Source organism: Roseovarius sp. D22-M7 (assembly GCF_037083785.1).
In the GTDB taxonomy this organism is placed as follows: Bacteria; Pseudomonadota; Alphaproteobacteria; order Rhodobacterales; family Rhodobacteraceae; genus Roseovarius.
The window spans coordinates 1-18,809 of sequence record NZ_JBAPKY010000039.1; the positions used below are offsets into that span (position 1 = coordinate 1).

Sequence of the window (18,809 nt, forward strand, 5' to 3'; positions counted from 1 at the left end):
ATTTGGTGGCCGCTCGCCTGTGGGCTTTGCCACCTCCGGGGTGGGTCATTTTTGGATGATCACACCGGGTCAGTTTTGAATGCACATTGACACGCAGGCTCTCGTCGAAGGCCATGTAGGCCAGCACGTCATGCTCCGCGTCATCCATCAGCTCGGCGACATCCCGGAACCGCTCGCGCAGGCTGTCTGCGACCTCGCGCCAGCGGGCATGGGCCTGGTAGCGGTCGGTCTCGGCGAAGACGGTCTTCACCACGGCGCTGACCACCGGCTTGTTGGTCTTGCCCACGCGGGCCAGCAGGTTGCGCTGGAAATGCACGCCGCAGCGCTGCCAGCCCGCGCCGAGGACCTTCCTGGCAGCCGCCTTCAGGCCCTCATGGGCGTCGCTGATCAGCAGTTGCACACCGCGCAAACCACGGCGCGTGAGAGACCGCAGGAAGTCGGCCCAGAACGTCTCAGCCTCCGAGGGCAGGACCGTGATCCCCAGGATCTCGCGCCGCCCGTCAGTGTTGACCGCGACGGCCACTATCACCGCCATCGAGACGATGCGTCCGCCCTCACGCAGCTTCACGTAGGTGGCGTCGAGCCAGAGGAAGGGCCAATCGCCTTCCAGCGGGCGGTTCAGGAACGCCTGCACCCGCTCGTCGATCTCCTCGCACAGCCGCGAGACCTGGCTCTTCGAGGTGCCCGTCAGCCCCATCGCCCGCACCAGGTCGTCGACAGCCCGCGTGGAGACGCCGTGGATGTAGGCTTCCTGGATCACGGCCATCAATGCTTTCTCGGCCGTCCGGCGCGGCTCCAGGAACGTGGGGAAATAACTCCCCTTGCGCAGCTTCGGGATGTTCAACCCAATGGTGCCCGCCCGGGTATCCCACTGACGCGGCCGGTAGCCGTTGCGCTGGTTCTCCCGGTCCGGGCTGCGCTCGCCATGCCCCGCGCCGCAGACAGCGGCCACCTCAATGTCCATCAGCCGCTGCGCGGCGTCCTGGATCAGTTCCCGCAGGAAATCCGTGTCATCGCTCTTGGCGATCACGCCCGGAAGGTCGATCATGGTCTCGGTCATCGTGCTCTCCTTCGTTGTCATCGGTCTTTGAACAACCTCAGACTACGAAGAAGCGCGGTGGCCGCCAGCCCGGCCGCGCGCTGCGCTACGCCAAAAGGCTCCGCGCGCGACCTCCTACACCACCCCGTGGGGCACTACCCCCCATCCTGCGCCATCCTCGCACCATCGGGCTCCGCCCGATGTGGAACGCCCATACGCTCGCAGCACTTATACAAGCGATCTATGGATGCCTCGCAGCAGAGATGAATATTCATCTGCTCAAAATCTGTCTCATGGGTGCTGACGACACATGACGAAAAAGGACCACGAATAATGCTGGAGCCCGCTGACCGGCGTCTCGGGCGGCGAGGGCGCGCCTCATGACGAGTATGTCCTGCAGCCTTGTGCGTTCCGGCGCAAATGCATGTCGAGGCGTGGATGAAAGCGTGATTAGTTGAAGTATACGAAAACCGGGGCCGCCTGATGGCGGCCCCGGTTGGGTCATGCAGCGTTCTGCTCGGCTTCAAATGCCTCGATGGCTTCGCAAAGAAGGTTCGCGATCGCCCACAGCGCGGCACCGTCACGCGTCGTTTCCCAATGCAGATGATAAGGATTCAACAGCGTTTGACGGGTTTCATCGGCCTCCGCGACGAATTCCTCCGCAAGCCGGCGCCGCTCCACGGCACGCACCATGGTGCGGCATGAAGCGAGCCGATCGAGATCGGATGCGCCTGGATCGAGCATGGCATGGTAATGGCACATGCTTGCCGAAAACGGCGTCACACCGGGGCGGGACCTGAAGCGGAGCAATTGCAGCCATTGTGCCGCGTGACGTGTGAGGTCGCGGGCGTGTTGCAGGCCGGTTGTTTCCGTTTGCCGTGTCATGCCGTCACTCCTCGCGTCGTGAGACCTGCGAGGCGCAGCGCTTCCATCGCCCGCAGGCCACGGTCGAGCGCCTCGGCGCAGCGCATCGCACTCGTCGCCCGGGGGTCGTCCGGGTGCAGAGATGAGAACAGGAACGCCTCGGAGCCATCGATGCTGTCGGCATGACCGCCGTGCAAGAGTCGCCTCAGCGCCTCGAGCGTGTGGACACGAGCCGTGACCGGACCACCGGTGCGCGCGACGGCAACGACCACGCGTGCGCGCTCGGCCCAGTCGGCACCGCCGAGAAGCTCGGCCGCGGCGACCAGCATGTCGCCGTTGTCCTCGAGCCAGCGGCAGAAGTCGCGGGCGATGGTGACATGCCGGAGCAGGGCAGTCATGTGGGTTGAATGTTTCATTGGGATCACCTCTCTTGAGTGCGCGGGCCCACCACGGGCCGCGTCAGGAAGTCCCTGCTCCGGATATTTGGCGGCGCGGTCTGTCCTGCGCGGCCTCATAAAGAGGGCCGCGCAGGATCAGAGCCGATCCCGCCCCCTTCGAACCCTCGAGATGCCTTTGCAAACACCCCGAAATGGCTTTCGGAAAAAACAAATCAATTTCAATGACTTGCAATGCCTTGGCAATACTTTGCCCGGTTCATGGCAGTAAAAACCGTCAAAATGGCAAAACTACGGTCGTACTGACATTTCAAATGCACCGCGGTTCTTTTCAACTGCATTTGCTATCGCCGCAGGCGCCGCAAGTCATGCAGCCTTCGATCATGCGCATCTCGAAGCTGCCGCAGGCGGGGCAGGCGGGGCCTCTGGGGCCCTCGAGACCCACGACCTTCGCGGTGGGGTCTGATTTCAGGCCCGCACCCTCGGCCTCGAGGAAGCCGATCGAGATCATGTGCCGTTCCAGCACGCCGCCGATGGCCGCGAGGATCGACGGGACGTACTTTCCGTTCATCCAGGCGCCGCCGCGCGGGTCGAAGACGGCCTTCAACTCCTCGACCACGAAGGACACGTCGCCGCCGCGCCGGAACACCGCCGAGATCATCCGCGTCAGCGCCACGGTCCAGGCGAAATGCTCCATGTTCTTGGAATTGATGAACACCTCGAAGGGCCGCCGGTGCCCGTTCAGCACGATGTCGTTGACCGTGACATAGATCGCGTGATTGCTGTCTGGCCATTTGAGCTTGTAGGTCGCGCCTTCGAGTTCCGTCGGCCGGTCGAGCGGCTCGGCCATGTAGATAACATCGCCGCCCTCGCCCTTGGCGGCCGGCGCCGTGCCCTCGCCGGGGACCTTGTCCTCGGTCTCGCTGACGCTGAGGACCGATCCGGTCACATCATTGGGCCGGTAGGTTGTGCAGCCCTTGCAGCCGAGGTCCCAGGCCTGCATGTAGACATCCTTGAACGCCTCGTAGCCGATATCGGCCGGGCAGTTGATAGTCTTTGAAATGCTGCTGTCGATCCATTTCTGGGCCGCCGCCTGCATCTTGACATGTTCTTCGGGGGCGAGGGTCTGCGCGTTGACGAAATACTCGGGCAGGGGGGCGTCGCCGAACCGCTCGCGCCACATCTGCACGGCGTAGTCGACGACCTCTTCCTCGGTGCGGCTGCCATCCTTTTGCAGGACCTTGCGTGTGTAGCTGTAGGCGAAGACCGGCTCTATCCCGCTGCTTACGTTGCCGGCGTAGAGGCTGATCGTGCCGGTGGGCGCCACGCTCGTCAGCAGCGCGTTGCGGATGCCATGTTCGGCCACCGCCGCGCGCACGTCCGCGTCCATCGCCTGCATCGTGCCCGAGGCGAGGAACGCGTCGGCGTCGAACAGCGGGAACGGCCCCTTTTCGCGCGCCAGGTCGACCGAGGCGAGATAGGCCGCGCGGGCGATGGCGTGCAGCCAGTCCTCGGTCCGCGCCGCCGCCGCGTCGGTCCCGTAGCGCAGACCGCACATCAGCAGCGCATCCGCAAGGCCGGTCACGCCCAGCCCGATGCGCCGCTTGTCGCGCGCTTCCTGCGCCTGCGTCTCGAGCGGGAAATTCGACACGTCGACCACGTTATCCATCATCCGGACGGCGGTGGCGACCAGCCCGGCCAGTTCGCCTGCGTCGATCGCTGCCCCGTCGGCGAAGGGATCGCGCACCAGCTTTGCCAGGTTGATCGACCCCAGCAGGCAAGCCCCGTAGGGCGGCAGGGGCTGTTCGCCGCAGGGATTGGTCGCGGCGATCGTCTCGCAATAGGACAGATTGTTTGCGGCATTGATCCGGTCGATGAAGATCACGCCCGGCTCGGCGTAATCGTAGGTCGCCTGCATGATGCGGTTCCACAGGTCGCGGGCCTGCAGGGTGTGATAGACGCGGCCGCCGAATGTCAGCTCCCACGGGCCGTCGGCCTTTACGGCCTGCATGAAATCATCGGTGACCAGCACGCTGAGGTTGAACATGCGCAGGCGGGCGGGGTCCGACTTGGCGGCGATAAAGGCCTCGATGTCGGGGTGGTCGCAGCGCATCACCGCCATCATCGCACCGCGCCGCGACCCCGCGCTCATGATCGTGCGGCACATCGCGTCCCAGACATCCATGAACGACAGCGGCCCGCTGGCATCGGCCGAAACGCCCTTGACCTCGGCGCCTTTGGGCCGGATCGTCGAGAAGTCGTAGCCGATCCCGCCGCCCTGCTGCATCGTCAGCGCGGCCTCGCGCAGGTGGTCGAAGATGCCGCCCATGTCGTCGGGGACCGTGCCCATGACGAAGCAGTTGAACAGCGTGACCTTGCGCCCGGTGCCCGCGCCGGCGGTGATCCGCCCGGCGGGCAGGAACCTGAAATCCTCGAGGGCGGCGTAGAACGTCTCCTCGAACTGTGCGGGGTCCGCCTCGGTCTGCGACAGCGACCGGGCGATGCGGCGCCAGGTATCCTCGACGCTCGCGTCTCCGTCGTCGCCATCCACGAACCGGTATTTCATGTTCCATATCTGTTCGGCGATCGGGGCGGCGAAGCGGGTCATTGGCGGCGAATCCTCGTCTTGTGGGCGGATCGTAAGCATAGCGCCAGTGCCGCGCGATTTCCACCATCTCTTGCCCCGCGCGGTCAGAATGCTACGATATCTGGCATAGCGGAGAGGGAGATTCGCAGGTGGCACTGAACCTCATCAAGCTGAGCGTCGGCACCAAGTCGATCGAGGGGCTGATGGACTGGCAGAAAAACCCGCGCGCGAAGGCGCCCGACGGGTATCCCTGCCACGTCACCCGCATGTGGCCGCGGCGCGCCGATGAACTGCTCGATGGCGGGTCGGTCTACTGGGTGATCCAGAAGCTCGTGCAATGCCGGCAGCGCATCCTGAGGCTTGACGAGGTGACGGGGGGCGACGGCATCCGGCGCTGTGCCATCGTGCTGGACCCGGTTCTGGTGCGCACGACCACGGCGGCCCGGCGGCCGTTCCAGGGCTGGCGCTACTTTCCGGAGAAGGACGCGCCCGCGGATCTCGGCCCGGCGCGGAGCGGCGAGGACAGCCTGCCCCCGAAACTGTCGGCGGCGCTGGCCGATATCGGCGTGCTGTAGGCGGCACAGCGCTACTGGGGCACAGCGCTCAGCCGGCGTCGTCGCGTGGCGCATGAGATGTGGTGTCACTGAAGGCCAGTCTCATCTGCTTTTCGGTCTCGATCAGCGCAAAGAAGACCGCGCCGATCCCGAGGATCAGCGCTCCGTCGAAAAGCGCCACGGCGCGGGTGCCGAAGACGCCCTGCAGGGGCGGTGCGTAGGTGACCGCGACCTGTGCTGCAACGACGCTGCCGACGCAGATCCACACGATCCGGGTGCCCTTGGCTGCCCGCCAGGTCAGGGACGGCCCGTGCAGGTTGCGGCTGTAGAAGAGATAGAGGATCTCGAGCACCACGAGCATGTTCATCGCCATGGTCTGTGCGAGGGCGAGCGGGTATCCCGCATCCAGCGCATAGGAGAAGATCCCGAAAACCGCCGCCAGAAACAAAGCCGAGACGAGGACGATCTGCCACACGAGTGCGCCGCTCAGCAGCGGTGCGTTGCGCGGTCGTGGCGGGCGGCGCATGGTTCCCGGCTCGGGCGGCTCGAAGGCCAGCGCAAGACCGAGCGTGACGGCGGTGACGAGATTGATCCACAGGATCTGCACCGCGGTGATCGGCAGCGCCAGTCCGGCAAAGAGTGCCAGAACGATGGTCATCGCCTCGCCGGCATTGGTCGGCAGAGTCCAGCTGATTACCTTCTTGATGTTGTCGTAGACCGTACGCCCCTCACGGACAGCCGCCGCGATCGAGGCGAAATTGTCGTCGGCGAGCACGAAATCCGCCGCCTCCTTGGCCGCCTCGCTGCCCTTTTGGCCCATGGCGATGCCGGCATCCGCGCGTTTGAGCGCGGGGGCGTCGTTCACCCCGTCGCCGGTCATCGCCACGGTCAGCCCGCGCGATTGCAGCGCCGTCACGAGGCGCAGCTTGTTGGCCGGCGAGGTGCGCGCGAAGATATCGGTGGAGACCGCGGCCTCGGCAAGGCCGGGGTCGTCCATCGCATCGACATCGGCGCCGGTCAGCACGCCTTGCGCGTTGCGCAGGCCGATCCGCGCGCCGATGGCGCGCGCCGTGGCGGCATGGTCGCCGGTGATCATCTTCACGCGGATGCCGGCTGCATGGCATTCGGCCACCGCGTCGATCGCCTCGGCGCGGGGCGGGTCGATCAGGCCGATGAGGCCGATCAGCGTCAGGTGCCCCTCGAGATCGGCATGGGCAATATCTGTCGCCTCCGGGGGAGCCTCGCGCAGGGCAACCGCGATCACGCGCTGTCCCTCGGCCGCCAGATCCTCGACCCGGTCATGCCAATGGCGGGTGTCGACGGGTTCCCGGCCGCCATCCGCCGCGCGCTGATCGGTGCAAAGCGACAGCACCGCCTCGGGCGCGCCCTTGACATGCAGGATGGCCTGACCGTCGCCCGAGCGGTCCAGCGTCGCCATGTAGCGATGCGCCGCGTCGAACGGGATGGCATCACGGCGCTGCCAGCCCTGGCAGGGCGCGGCGCCGTCGCCTGTGACCTTCCCGGCGAAGGCGATCAGCGCGCCCTCCATCGGATCGCCCTCGACCCGCCAGACGCGATCGGTTTCGTGCAGCACCGCATCGTTGCAAAGCCCTGCGCAGCGGGCGAATTCCGCAAGGCGCGGCGTTTCTTCGGGCGCGATCTCGGTATCCTCGAAGCGGATGGTGCCGTCGGGCGCGTAGCCCTCGCCGGTGACCGACCAGACGCGGTCGGCGCCCGCGACGCTCGCGACCATCATCTCGTTGCGCGTCAGGGTGCCGGTCTTGTCGGTGCAGATCACCGAGACCGCGCCGAGGGTCTCGATCGCGGGCAGGCGGCGTATGATGGCGTTGCGGCGGGCCATGGCCTGCACGCCCACGGCCAGCGTGATCGTCAGCACCGCCGGCAGGCCCTCGGGGATCGCCGCCACCGACAGGCCGACCACGGCCATGAACAGCTCTGCAAAGCCCATGCCGCCGATGAAATAGCCATAGGCCAGCAGGGTGCCGGCGACGATCAGGATGAACACCGTCAGCCAGCGCGCGAAGCGGTCCATCTGCACCACCAGCGGCGTGGTCATGGTTTCCACCTCGTGCAGCATGCCGCTGATCTGGCCGATCTGCGTGTCGGGCCCGGTCGCCGTGACCACGCCGCGCCCCGCGCCTGCCGAGATCATCGTGCCGGAAAATAGCATCGAACGACGATCGCCGAGCGCGGCGTCCTCGGCGACCGGGCCCTTCTGCTTGTCGACGGGCACGGATTCGCCGGTCAGAACCGCCTCTTCGGCCTTCAGGCCCCGTGCCTCTGTCAGGCGTACATCCGCCGGCACGCGCTCGCCCGCCTCGACCAGCACGATGTCGCCGGGCACCAGGGCCTCGGCCTCGACGCTGATGCGCCGCCCGTCGCGCAACACCGCTGATTGCGGCGCCAGCATGTCGCGGATCGCCGCCATCGCCTGCTCGGCGCGGCCTTCCTGCACGAAACCGATCACCGCGTTGACGATAACCACCGCAAGGATCACGCCGGTATCCACCCAGTGCTGCAACAGCGCCGTGACGCCGGCCGCCGCGATCAGCACGTAGATCAGTACGTTGTGGAACTGCGACAGAAATCTCAGGAAAGCGCCGCGCTCTTTCTGTTCGGGCAGGCGGTTCGGGCCGTGCTCGGCCAGACGGCGCGCGGCCTCGTCGGCGCTCAGCCCCTCGGGCCGCGTTGCCAAGCGGTCGAGCATCTTCCGCGCGGGGACGGCATGCGCGGAGTTGGTGGAGGTTTCATCGCCGTTTTTCACTGTCTTCCCCTCTTTGCATGTGGGTATGGGCTGTTAGGACGCCTGCTTTCCCTCGGTTTCGAGGTAGGGGATCTCGGTGCGTTCTTCCTTGGGTGCGCCGCACAGCAGCTCGACCGCGCGATCGGCGGCGTCCTGGAAGGGTTCCAGCACGAGGTCCGCCCCGGAGGCGACCAGATCCTCGGTGTCGCTGGGGTGATGCGACGCGACGGCGACGCGGCCGCGGAACCCGGCGCTGCGCGCAAGCTGGATCAGCGTCGTGCGGGTGTCTTCGTGGCTGAGGCCTGTGGGATGGATCGGCACCGACGAGACGATCCAGTCGGCGCGCGCCAGCGGCAGGTCGGCCACGCATTCGGGGTCGGTCGCATCGCCGAACTCGGTGTCGAGCCCCAGTTCGCGCCAGCGCCGCACCGCCTGCGGGCTGAAATCCACACCCAGCACCCGCATGCCGCGCCTTTGCAGACGCATGCCGATGGCTGTGCCAAAGCGCCCCAGCCCGAAGACGATGACGTCGTAGGGTGTTTCCTGGTGTATCATGGCATCAGGGGGCTCGCGCGGGGTGCCGCGCCGCTCGAACAGGCCCAGCAGCGGCTCGCACAGCGCGTAAAGTCGATGCGAGTAGGTGATCATGTAGGTCGAGGCCGCGATGGTCACCAGCCCCACCATCGTCACCAACCCGAGCGCGTCCTGCGGCACCTGGCCCAGCGAGACGCCCATGGCCACGAAGATCAACGAGAACTCGCTGATCTGCGCCACGGTCAGCCCGGCGAGAAACCCGGTGCGCTTGCGGTAGCCGAGCGCCCCCATGATCGCCAGCACGATCAGCGGGTTGCCGATCAGCACGAAGAGCGAGAACACGATCGCGCCGGTTACATGCGCCCCCAGCAACGACAGGTCCAGCGACGAGCCAAGCGCGATGAAGAAGAACAGCAGCAGGAAATCGCGCAAGGGGGCGAGCCGTGCCGCGATGGTCTCGCGGTAGGGCGTCGAGGCTAAAGAGATGCCGGCGAGCAGGCCGCCCACCTCCTTGCCCAGCCCCATGAAATCGCCGACCGCCGCGAAGATCGCCGCCTGTGCTATGGCGAAGATCACCAGCAGTTCCGGCGCGCGGGCCAGCCGTTCGGTCAGCCGGTCGGCGACGTAGCGCACGAAGGCCACCACGACGGCCACCATCGCCACGCCCGAAACGAGAACCGTCGCGACCGAGCCGCCGCCATGACCGCCACCGGCCCCGATGCCGATCGCCGACAGAACGATCATCGCAAGCACGACGACGATATCCTGCACGATCAGAAACCCGAGCGCGATCTGCCCGTGCAGGCTGTCTATCTCGCGCTTGTCCGAAAGAAGCTTCACGATGATGATGGTCGAGGAAAAGGTCAGCGCGACGGCAACGTAAAGGCTGGTGACCGCGTCCAGCCCGAGCGCCAGCCCTATGACGAAGCCGAAGATCGAGGTGAACGCGACCTGGCCCAGCCCGGTCAGAAGCGACACCGCCCCGAGCGAGCGGATCAGCTTCACGTCGAGCTTGATGCCGACGAGGAACAGCAGCACCGCGATCCCGAGATGCGACAGCAGGCTGATCTGCGCGTCCGACCGCACGAGGTCCAGCACCGATGGCCCGGCAAGCAGCCCGACTGCGATGAAGCTGACGATCAGTGGCTGGCGCAGGATGATCCCGACGAAGCCGGTGACCGCCGCCAGCACAAGAAGCGCCGCGATCTCTGCGAAGGTCGAGTCGATAATGATCTCCATCTTGCGCAGCCTCCTTTTCGTCGCGTTATCCGTCTCGTTCGCCGCCGATCGTGGCCTTGTTCTATGCAAGCGCCGGCCAGCGGAAGTTGCCTGTCTTATCTTCCGCATTCGCCGCGCGCCCGGTCCAGTGATGTGCGCGGATCGTTTGTGAATACGTGCCACATGCTGAATATGTATGCACCCGGATTCAAGCCGCGTCGCGTGCTGTTCCGGGGTGTTTCGTGCCCCGGTGCGTTACCCGTCGTCCGTGTCTTGTGTCACGACGATCCGTCGCATGACCCGATCGAAGCGCGCGCATCTGCGCATGATCCCGATCATCGCGCACAAATGCGGCCTGCACCATCAATCCGTCCGATCGCGATCGAAAGGCTTATTCGATTTGCTTTTGCAATCGGTCTCGGCCAACTTGACGGGGCGGAACGGGAAAGGCGGCGCGTCATGACGGATTTCGATCGCTTGAGACAGGCGGACTTGCCCAGCCTGCGCGCAGAGATCCGCGCCGGGCGCTACGCGGGGCATACCGCGGGGCTCGGGGTCGGCTATCTTCAGGCCAATGTCGTGATCCTTCCGGCCGCATCCGCGCTCGACTTCATGCGCTTCTGTCAGCGCAACCCCAAGCCGTGCCCGCTGGTGGGCGTGTCGGATACCGGCGATCCGATGATGCACACTCTTGGCCGCGATATCGACATCAGCAGCGATGTGCCGGCCTACAACATCTACCGGCAGGGGCGGCTTGAGGGCACGACGCATGACATCCGCGATCTGTGGACCGATGACATGGTGGCCTTCGCCCTGGGGTGTTCGTTCACCTTCGAACATGCGCTGATGCAGGCCGGTATCCCGCTGTGGCATGTCGAGAACGACACGACCGTGCCGATGTTCCGCACCAATATCGACTGCGTGCCCGCCGGGCCGTTCCGGTCGCGCATGGTGGTCAGCATGCGCAGCGTGGATCCTGTGCGCCTCGACGATGTGACGCGCATAGCGCGCCGCTATCCGCTGGCGCATGGCGCGCCGGTGCATCACGGCAATCCCGTGGAGATCGGCATCACCGATATCACCCGACCCGACTGGGGCGATCCGGCGCCGCTGCCCGATGACGAGGTACCGGTGTTCTGGGCCTGCGGCGTGACCCCGCAGGTCGCGCTCGAGGCCGCCGCGCCGCCGCTCTGCATCACGCACAGGCCGGGTCACATGCTGATCACCGATATTCCCGAAGATGCCGAAACGCCGGTCCTGTCACCGGCAAAACGATAAAACCGACCCCAACAAGGAGATGATCATGAAAACCCTCACCGGCCTTCTCGCCACAACCATGCTCGCCGCGCCCGCGATGGCGCAGGACCTTTCTGTCGTCGGAAGCTGGTCCAGCCTGCCGCTGCACCAGCAATACGAGGCGCCGTTCTGGACCGAGACGCTGCCCGAGGCCTCGGGTGGCGAGATCACCGTGTCGCTGACCACACATGACCAGATGAACCTCGGGGTGGGCGACGTCTACCGCCTGCTGGGGCAGGGCGTCTATGACGTGGGCATGACCGTGGCCGATTACGCGGTGGCCGACGCGCCCGAGCTCGAAGGCCTCGACGTGCCGCTCGTCGCGCTGACCGCCGAAGAGGCGCGTGATATGGTCGATGCCGCGCGCCCGATGGTCCACGACATCTTCCGCTATCGCTTCAACAGCCATGTGCTGGCCATCGCGCCCTATCCGCCGCAGGTCGTGTTCTGCAATGCGCCGGTCACGGAACTGGCCGATCTCGAAGGGCTCAAGGTCCGCGCCTCGGGGCGGATGACCGCGCAATTCCTCGAAGCCCTCGGCGCCGAGGGTATCAATGTCAGCTTCGGCGAGGTGCCCGGCGCACTGCAAAGCGGCGTTGTGGATTGCGCCGTCACCGGCGCCGGTTCCGGGTATTCAGCGGGCTGGTGGGAGGTGACGACGCATCTGCTGCCCATTCCGCTTGGTGGCTGGGACAGCGTGGTGACAGCGATGAACCTGGACCGCTGGAACAGCCTTGATGCCGAGACGCAGGACCTGATCGAGACCCAGATCGCGACCGAGTTCGAGGACCCGGCCTGGGCTGCTGCGCAGGACGCGCTGGAGACCGACATCGCCTGCCTGACCGGCAATGGCGAGTGTCCCTCGGGCGAGGCGCGCGACATGACGCTGGTCGAGGTCTCCGACGCCGATTTCGATCGCGCGCGCGAGGTTCTGGTCAGCGACGTGCTGCCCGCCTGGGCCGAGCGCGCCGGCGATGACTGGGCCAAGCGGTGGAACGACACCGTGGGCGAAGCCGTGGGCGTCAGCATCGAGGGCGTGAACTGAGCATGCCGCCCGAGGCGTCGACCGCCACGGCGCTGCTTTCGGCGCTGCGCAGCGTCAACCGCGCTGTCGCCATCGCCGTGGGGCTTTTCCTCGCAGGCTGCGCCGCCTTCGTGCTGCTCGACGTGGTGCTGCGGCAGGTCGGGGCCTCGTTCGGCGGCACGGACGAGATCAGCGGCTATGTCATGGCCATCGCCACGTCCTGGGGCATGGGCTATGCGCTGATGGAGTTGGGCCATGTGCGCATCGACCTGATCCGGTCGCGCGGCCGGACGATGACGCGGTCGCTGTTTGATCTCTTCGCGCTGGCCACGCTGGCGGGCACCGTGTCGCTGATCGCGTGGCAGGCATGGCCGGTGGTCGCCCGCTCGCTCGCCAATTCATCGCGCGCCAACACCCAGCTCGAGACTCCGCTGGCGCTGGTGCAGGTGCCGTGGTTCGCGGGCTGGGTCTGGTTCGCGGTGGTGTCGTGGCTGACATTGGTCGCGGCGGCGATGCTGGTGCTGCGCGGCGATCACGCGGCGGCGGACCGGGCCATCGGCGCCATGGGCGAAGGGGAGGCACGCGAATGATCGCCTTCGTCACGATCGGCCTGCTGGTCCTGCTGGCCCTGTCGATCCCGGTGGGGATCGTGTTGTTTCTTCTCGGGTTCGGCCTCGATCTCTTCTACAGCGCCTTCCCGTTGATCCGAGGGCTTGGCAATCTGGTGTGGTCGACCTCGAACAACCCGACGCTGATCGCCATCCCGTTCTTCGTGCTTCTGGGCGAGATCCTCGTGCGGTCAGGCATCGCGACGCGGACCTATGCCGCGCTCGACAAGTGGGTCAGCTGGCTGCCGGGCGGGCTGGTGCATGCCAATGTCGCGACCGCGACGATGTTCTCGGCGACCTCGGGCAGTTCGGTGGCGACCGCCGCGACCGTGGCGACCGTCGCGATGCCGCAGGCCGAGAAGCTGGGCTACGACCCCAAGCTCTTTTCCGGCGCGATCGCAGCGGGCGGCACGCTTGGCATCATGATCCCGCCCTCGATCAACCTGATCGTCTACGGCTTTCTCACGCAAAGCTCGATCCCGAAGCTCTTTCTCGCGGGCCTCGTGCCGGGGCTGGCGCTGGCGCTCGCCTTCATGGTGGTGACGGTCATCATCTGCATGATCCGTCCGGATCTGGGCGGCGAGCAGCGCCGCTACCCGCTGGTGAAGATGCTGCGCGCGCTGGTGCAACTGGTGCCGATCATCCTGCTCTTCACCGTCATCATCGGCACGATCTACAAGGGCTGGGCCACCCCGACCGAGGCGGCCTCGGTGGGCGTGTTCGGCGCGTTGGTGATCGCGCTGGTCTTCGGGACGGTCAATTTCGACGTGCTGCGGCAAAGCCTGCTCGGTACCGTCAAGATCACCGCGATGATCATGCTGGTGGTGATCGGCGCGTCGTTCCTGAATTTCACCCTTGCCTCGGCGGGCCTCGGGCGCGAACTGGAATCGCTGCTGGAGGGGATGGGGCTGTCGCCGCTCGGGACCATCCTGGTGGTGGTCGGGATCTACCTCGTGTTGGGCTTCTTCATCGAGACGCTGTCGCTGATGGTGGTCACCATCCCGATCATCGTCCCGCTGGTGGTGGCGCAGGGCTATGATGCGATCTGGTTCGGCATCCTGATGATCGTGCTGGTCGAGATGGCGCTGATCACCCCGCCGGTGGGTCTGAACCTGTATGTCGTGCAGGGGGCGCGGCAGGGCGGCCGGATGAGCGAGGTGATGCTGGGCGCCATACCGTATGCGGCGACGATGCTGGTCATGGCCGGGCTGCTGATCGCCTTTCCGCAGATCGCTCTCTTCCTGCCCTATGCCGTTCAGTAGGCATGGTTTTCGTCAATGCCGGGTCGGTGATGCATGAGTGACAACCGCCAGACCGCGCTGGCAGATGCCGCCTTTCCCTGCATTGGGCGGGTGGGGCTGGACGGTATGCTGGTCTCGTTCGGCGATGCGCTGAGCGAGCCGGCCAACCGCGCCGCGCTCGCCTTTCGCGCCGCCCTCGACGCCGCCGCGCCCGCGGGGGTCGAGGAAAGTGCAACCTCGCTCGTCTCGGCCTTCCTGCGGTTCGACGCGCTGCGCGTGGATTTCGGCACGTTGCGTTCCGAGATCCGGGGCCTGCTGGACAGCCGCGACTGGTACGCCGCCGATCTGCCCGGCGGGCGCAGGCTGTGGCGCATTCCTACGGTCTACGGCACCGATCTGGCCCCGCAACTGGCCGAGGCCGCCGAAGCCGTGGGGCTGGATACCGAGACCGCCGTGGCGCAGATCGCCGAAACCCGGGTGCGCGTGCAGACCATCGGCTTCGCCCCCGGCCAGCCCTACCTGGGCGAATTGCCGCCGGCCTGGGACATCCCCCGCCAGACCGATCTGACCGACCCCGTGCCCGTGGGTGCGTTGACCGTGGCGATCAGGCAGCTGGTGCTGTTTTCCGTCTCGACCCCCACCGGCTGGCGGCATATCGGCCAGACCGCGTTTCGCCCGTTCCGCCCAGAGGCCGAGGCACCCTTCGTGCTGCGCCCCGGTGACGAGGTTCTGTTCGAGGCCGTGACGCGCGAGACCTACGAACGCCTTTGTGCCGCGGGTCCCGATGGCGGTGCGGTGTCCGAGGCGATCCGATGAGCCGCCTGTTCGTGCATCAGGCCGGGCCGGGGCTAAGCGTGCAGGACGGTGGACGGGCGGGCTACCTGGCGTTCGGGTTGTCGCGCGGCGGGGCGGCGGACCGGCTGGCGATGGCCGAGGGTGCGGCGCTACTCAATCAGGATTCACGGCTTGCCGCGCTGGAAATGGCTGGCGCGGGCGGCACGTTCGAGGTCAGCCGCGACACCCGCATCGCCCTCACGGGCGCGCCTATGCAGGCCGGCATCGACGGCGCTGCCCTCGCGTGGAACGCTTCTCACCTGTTGCCTGCGGGCGCGCGTCTGCGCCTCGGCGGTGCCACGCACGGCGTCTACGGCTATCTGCATATCGGGGGCGGGATCGACGTTGCGCGGCGCCTTGGCGCGCGGTCTGCGCATCTCGCTGCCGGTCTCGGCCGGCGGATCGAAAGCGGCGACGACCTGCCCCTCGGCCCCGACGCGGACATGGGCGGCATCGGCCTGAAACTGCCCGACGACCCGCGCTTCGATGGCGGAGAGGTGCGCATGCTGGCGGGTTTCCAGACCGGCTTTTTCGCCGCGGCCGAGATCGCGCGCTTCGAGGTCACGTCCTTCGGCCGCGACGCTCGCGGCAACCGGATGGGGGTGCGCATGGTCTCCGACGGCCCGGGTTTCGCCAGCGCGGCGGGGCTGTCGGTGCTGTCCGAGGTGATCGTGCCCGGCGACATCCAGATCACCGGCGATGGCACGCCCTTCGTGCTGCTGGCCGAATGCCAGACCACGGGCGGCTATCCTCGCATCGGCTCGGTCCTGCCCTGCGATCTGCCGCGCGTCGCGCAGGCGGCCCCCGGCGCGCGGATCCGGTTCCGCTTCGTCGCACCGGACGAGGGGCTGCGGATCGAGCGTGCCGCGGCCAAGGCGCAAGGCCGGCTGCGCGCGAGCGCCACGCCCCTCCGGCGCGACCCGCATGACATCCGCGATCTTCTGTCCTATCAACTGGTCGGCGGCGTCACTGCCGGCAACGAGGAAAAGGGTTGAGCCATGCAGAGCAGCGTCGATCTCAATGCCGACATGGGCGAAAGCTTCGGCGCGTGGGGCATGGGCGATGATGCGGCCCTGCTGGACGTCGTCACCTCCGCAAATATCGCCTGTGGTTTCCATGCCGGCGACCCCGACGTGATGGCCCGGACAATGGCCCGCGCCGTGGCCTGCGATGTGGGGATCGGCGCGCATCCCGGGTTCTCCGATCTGCAGGGGTTCGGTCGCCGGCGCATCGATCTCGGGCACGAGACGCTCGGCAATCTCCTGCGCTACCAGCTTGGGGCGGCGCAAGCCGTGGCGCGCAGCGCCGGCGGCGCCGTGCGCCATCTCAAGCTGCACGGCGCGCTTGCCAACATGACCTCCGAGGACGCGGATCTGGCGCGGGCCGCGTATTCGGCGGCGCTGTCGATCGACCCGCAGATCATCGTGATGGTGCTTGCCGGCACCGCGCAGGAGGCCGCGGCGCGCGACCTTGGCGCGCACATGGCCTGCGAGATCTTCGCGGACCGCGCCTATAACGACGATGCCACGCTTGTGGACCGGCGCTTGCCCGGCGCGGTGATCCATGACGCCGGCGAGGCCGCGAAACGCGTTCTGGCGATGATCCGGGCGGGGGCGATCATCGCCGAGAGCGGCGCGCGGATCCCCACCCGGATCGACACGATCTGCCTGCATGGCGACACGCCGGAGGCCGTGGCCATCGCGCGGGCGCTGCGCGCCGAGCTCGAGACCGGCGGCCTGCGCGTGGCCCGCTTTGACGGCGCGCCGGGCGGCATGTGATACTCTGCCCACGAACGCTTGGACAGGGGACGCGGCGGCTGATCTGGATCAATGCAGGCCCCTGCGGTCCGGGATAGAGTCTGAGGCGAAACCGAGAAAGGATATCCGATGTACAAACATGTTCTCGTTCCCGTGTCCTTCGATGACGAGCGCGACAGCGCCGGCGCCCTCGCCGTGGCCAAGCGCCTGCTGGCCGAGGATGGCCGCATCAGCCTGTTGCATGTCGTCGAGGAGGTCCCGAATTACGCGATGACCTACCTGCCCGAAGGCTACCGCGATCAGGCCAAGGAGGCGGTCCGAAAGGAGCTTTCCGATATCGCGGCCTCGCTGCCCAATGCCAGTTCGCATGTGGTCGACGGGCATTCCTCGCGCACCATCCTCGACTGGGCCGAGAAGCACGAGCCCGACTGCATCGTGATCGCCAGCCACCGGCCGGGCATGCAGGACATGCTTCTGGGCTCCACCGCCGCCAAGGTGGTGCGCCACGCGACCTGCTCGGTGCACGTGATCCGCTGACCGAAGGCCCTTGCGCGGCCCATTCGGCGCGCCCATATCCCCGGTGAAACACACAGGAGGATAGCGATGCAGTGCCCGATCGATGGAACGAAACTCGTGCTGGCGGAACGCAGTGGCGTCGAGATCGACTACTGCCCGGAATGCCGGGGCGTCTGGCTCGACCGTGGCGAGCTTGACAAGATCATCGACCGGTCGGCGCCCGAGGCCGCGCCGCAGCGCTATGACGACCGTGGCGGATCGCACGGCAAGCCGCGGAAAAAGAAGGAAAGTTTCCTCGGCGAGCTGTTCGATTTCTGATGGATGCTTGATCGCGGGCAGGGCGGGGCGTATCAGGTGGCATGGCCCATGTCCTGACCCTTGCCCTTGCCGTCACGATCGCGGTGCTGACCCTCGGGCCGGTGCCGCAGGGGCCGCCGGGCGTGCCGCAAAGCGACAAGCTGGGACATATTCTGGCCTTCGCGGCGCTTGCCGCACCGATGGCGTGGCGACACCCGAAAAGCTGGTTTTTCGTGGCCTTGGCGGCAACGGGGTATGGCGCGTTGATAGAGGTTGTGCAGCCCCTCGTGGGGCGGGCCTTGGAAGTCGCGGATCTGCTGGCCGACGCCTTGGGGGCGTTTTTCGGTGCCTGGATGGTGGCGCTGGTGCAACGGTTCAGGCGCATGACCTGATATCGTCAAGGCGGCATGATGCGTACGGGGTGTACCACGTGTACGCGTGAAGTGTACGCAATCAGAGAGCCATCAGGAAGGTTTACCTTGCGCGGCGGGCCGTGTCGGCAAGTTGGCCCGATCAGCGACCCAGAAAGCTGCGGATCAGCGTGACGACGACCGATAGCACGACCGAGACGAGGATCGCGCTGGTGACGGGGATGTAAAGCGTGAAGCTTTCGCGCTCGATCACGATATCGCCGGGCAGCCGGCCGAGTCCGAGCCGCGTCAGCGGTCCCCAGAGCAGGCCGATGACCACGAGCACGATGCCGGCGATGATGAGGTAGCGTGCCATGCCGTGAAGGTAGGGTTGCCGGCGGCAGCTGTGAAGGGGTCGCGCTGGGCCATGTGCGGTCACGCGTTCGGAGTGTGCCCGAAATCTTTGAAAGATTTCGGGCCGATTTCTTTTGAAGAAATCGGGCGCTGGTGGCCATCGGTGAGCCAGCGGACCGGGGCGCGGTTGCAGAAGATGATGATCTGCCCGGAATTCTCGGCCACCTGGTAGCCGCGGCGGTGGATTTCGCGCATGAAGAGCGCCATGCCGGCGAAACGCTCGATATCCCTCGCTTTGCGTCGGATTACTCCGCCCTGCTGCACGGCCTTGGAGGTGAAGAGGTTATGCAGCCAGACCTCGGGCGAGAGGGGAGATTTGCGGTTTTCAATCAAAGGAACGGTGCAGCAAGGATGGTGAAAGCGACGTTAAGATGCAATTCTTTCATGTAAAACACTGACTGATGAAGCCATTGCGTATGGTGGGTTACTGCTCACCCTGCGGATTGCTTCTCTTGCAGTTAAAAATGCTTGCTCCATATTGTTCAGCAAGCATATGCTTGCTGAACAATATGGAGCA

Annotated in this window: 19 protein-coding genes; 11 read left to right on the forward strand and 8 right to left on the reverse strand. The window is 66.4% G+C overall.

The features are described from left to right. The 4 genes from V8324_RS15395 to V8324_RS15410 form a co-directional block, all read right to left on the reverse strand. Window positions 1-1,060: IS256 family transposase (locus V8324_RS15395; RefSeq protein WP_336420814.1), on the reverse strand; the 1,060-nt coding region annotated here is incomplete at its 3' end. Window positions 1,061-1,540: 480 nt separating this feature from the next. Beyond that, window positions 1,541-1,924: a hypothetical protein gene (locus V8324_RS15400; RefSeq protein ID WP_336420815.1), complete on the reverse strand. Its 384-nt coding sequence runs from the start codon at window positions 1,922-1,924 to the stop codon at window positions 1,541-1,543. After that, complete coding sequence (locus V8324_RS15405) at window positions 1,921-2,319, reverse strand: hypothetical protein (RefSeq protein ID WP_336420816.1); 399 nt, start codon at window positions 2,317-2,319, stop codon at window positions 1,921-1,923. Before V8324_RS15405 ends, V8324_RS15400 begins: the two co-directional genes overlap by 4 nt. 310 nt (window positions 2,320-2,629) lie before the next feature. Beyond that, window positions 2,630-4,906 carry an adenosylcobalamin-dependent ribonucleoside-diphosphate reductase gene (locus V8324_RS15410; protein ID WP_336420817.1) on the reverse strand — a complete coding sequence of 759 codons (2,277 nt, stop codon included), beginning with the start codon at window positions 4,904-4,906 and terminating at the stop codon, window positions 2,630-2,632. A gap of 128 nt (window positions 4,907-5,034) precedes the next feature. On the opposite strand from V8324_RS15410, the gene V8324_RS15415 reads away from it, so the two are divergent. Continuing rightward, a complete protein-coding gene (locus V8324_RS15415; protein WP_336420818.1) occupies window positions 5,035-5,460 on the forward strand; it encodes a DUF1489 family protein in 426 nt (141 codons plus the stop codon). A gap of 28 nt (window positions 5,461-5,488) precedes the next feature. On the opposite strand, the gene V8324_RS15420 is transcribed toward V8324_RS15415, so the two are convergent. Beyond that, complete coding sequence (locus V8324_RS15420; protein ID WP_336420819.1) at window positions 5,489-8,224, reverse strand: cation-transporting P-type ATPase; 2,736 nt, start codon at window positions 8,222-8,224, stop codon at window positions 5,489-5,491. Between the two features lie 33 nt (window positions 8,225-8,257). Further along, window positions 8,258-9,976: a cation:proton antiporter gene (locus V8324_RS15425; protein WP_336420820.1), complete on the reverse strand. Its 1,719-nt coding sequence runs from the start codon at window positions 9,974-9,976 to the stop codon at window positions 8,258-8,260. Window positions 9,977-10,414: 438 nt separating this feature from the next. On the opposite strand from V8324_RS15425, the gene V8324_RS15430 reads away from it, so the two are divergent. The 10 genes from V8324_RS15430 (at window position 10,415) to V8324_RS15475 (ending at window position 17,920) form a co-directional block, all read left to right on the forward strand. After that, window positions 10,415-11,233: a putative hydro-lyase gene (locus V8324_RS15430; protein WP_336420821.1), complete on the forward strand. Its 819-nt coding sequence runs from the start codon at window positions 10,415-10,417 to the stop codon at window positions 11,231-11,233. Between the two features lie 25 nt (window positions 11,234-11,258). Beyond that, the gene (locus V8324_RS15435; protein WP_336420822.1) at window positions 11,259-12,296 is read left to right on the forward strand and encodes a TRAP transporter substrate-binding protein; all 1,038 of its coding nucleotides are present in this window, start codon (window positions 11,259-11,261) and stop codon (window positions 12,294-12,296) included. Window positions 12,297-12,298: 2 nt separating this feature from the next. Continuing rightward, window positions 12,299-12,865 carry a TRAP transporter small permease subunit gene (locus V8324_RS15440; protein ID WP_336420823.1) on the forward strand — a complete coding sequence of 189 codons (567 nt, stop codon included), beginning with the start codon at window positions 12,299-12,301 and terminating at the stop codon, window positions 12,863-12,865. Then, window positions 12,862-14,145: a TRAP transporter large permease gene (locus tag V8324_RS15445; RefSeq protein WP_336420824.1), complete on the forward strand. Its 1,284-nt coding sequence runs from the start codon at window positions 12,862-12,864 to the stop codon at window positions 14,143-14,145. Before V8324_RS15440 ends, V8324_RS15445 begins: the two co-directional genes overlap by 4 nt. Before the next feature lie 33 nt (window positions 14,146-14,178). Continuing rightward, complete coding sequence (locus V8324_RS15450) at window positions 14,179-14,940, forward strand: 5-oxoprolinase subunit B family protein (RefSeq protein ID WP_336420825.1); 762 nt, start codon at window positions 14,179-14,181, stop codon at window positions 14,938-14,940. Then, window positions 14,937-15,953, forward strand: a complete 1,017-nt coding sequence (locus V8324_RS15455; protein ID WP_336420826.1) for a biotin-dependent carboxyltransferase family protein — start codon at window positions 14,937-14,939, stop codon at window positions 15,951-15,953. The genes V8324_RS15450 and V8324_RS15455 overlap by 4 nt, the downstream gene beginning before the upstream one ends. Window positions 15,954-15,956: 3 nt before the next feature. Continuing rightward, entirely contained in the window at window positions 15,957-16,736 is a 780-nt protein-coding gene (locus V8324_RS15460; RefSeq protein ID WP_336420827.1) for a LamB/YcsF family protein, read from the forward strand. A gap of 108 nt (window positions 16,737-16,844) precedes the next feature. Next, on the forward strand, window positions 16,845-17,252 hold the full coding sequence (locus tag V8324_RS15465; protein WP_336420828.1) for a universal stress protein: 408 nt from the start codon (window positions 16,845-16,847) through the stop codon (window positions 17,250-17,252). Window positions 17,253-17,318: 66 nt separating this feature from the next. Continuing rightward, window positions 17,319-17,549, forward strand: a complete 231-nt coding sequence (locus V8324_RS15470; protein WP_336420829.1) for a TFIIB-type zinc ribbon-containing protein — start codon at window positions 17,319-17,321, stop codon at window positions 17,547-17,549. Between the two features lie 41 nt (window positions 17,550-17,590). Beyond that, window positions 17,591-17,920 (forward strand): VanZ family protein, encoded by a 330-nt coding sequence (locus V8324_RS15475; RefSeq protein WP_336420830.1) that lies wholly within the window; start codon window positions 17,591-17,593, stop codon window positions 17,918-17,920. A gap of 121 nt (window positions 17,921-18,041) precedes the next feature. On the opposite strand, the gene V8324_RS15480 is transcribed toward V8324_RS15475, so the two are convergent. Further along, on the reverse strand, window positions 18,042-18,254 hold the full coding sequence (locus tag V8324_RS15480; protein WP_336420831.1) for a DUF2905 domain-containing protein: 213 nt from the start codon (window positions 18,252-18,254) through the stop codon (window positions 18,042-18,044). 59 nt (window positions 18,255-18,313) lie between these two features. Beyond that, the gene (locus tag V8324_RS15485) at window positions 18,314-18,625 is read right to left on the reverse strand and encodes an aspartate aminotransferase (RefSeq protein ID WP_336420832.1); all 312 of its coding nucleotides are present in this window, start codon (window positions 18,623-18,625) and stop codon (window positions 18,314-18,316) included. Between the last annotated feature and the right edge of the window lie 184 nt (window positions 18,626-18,809).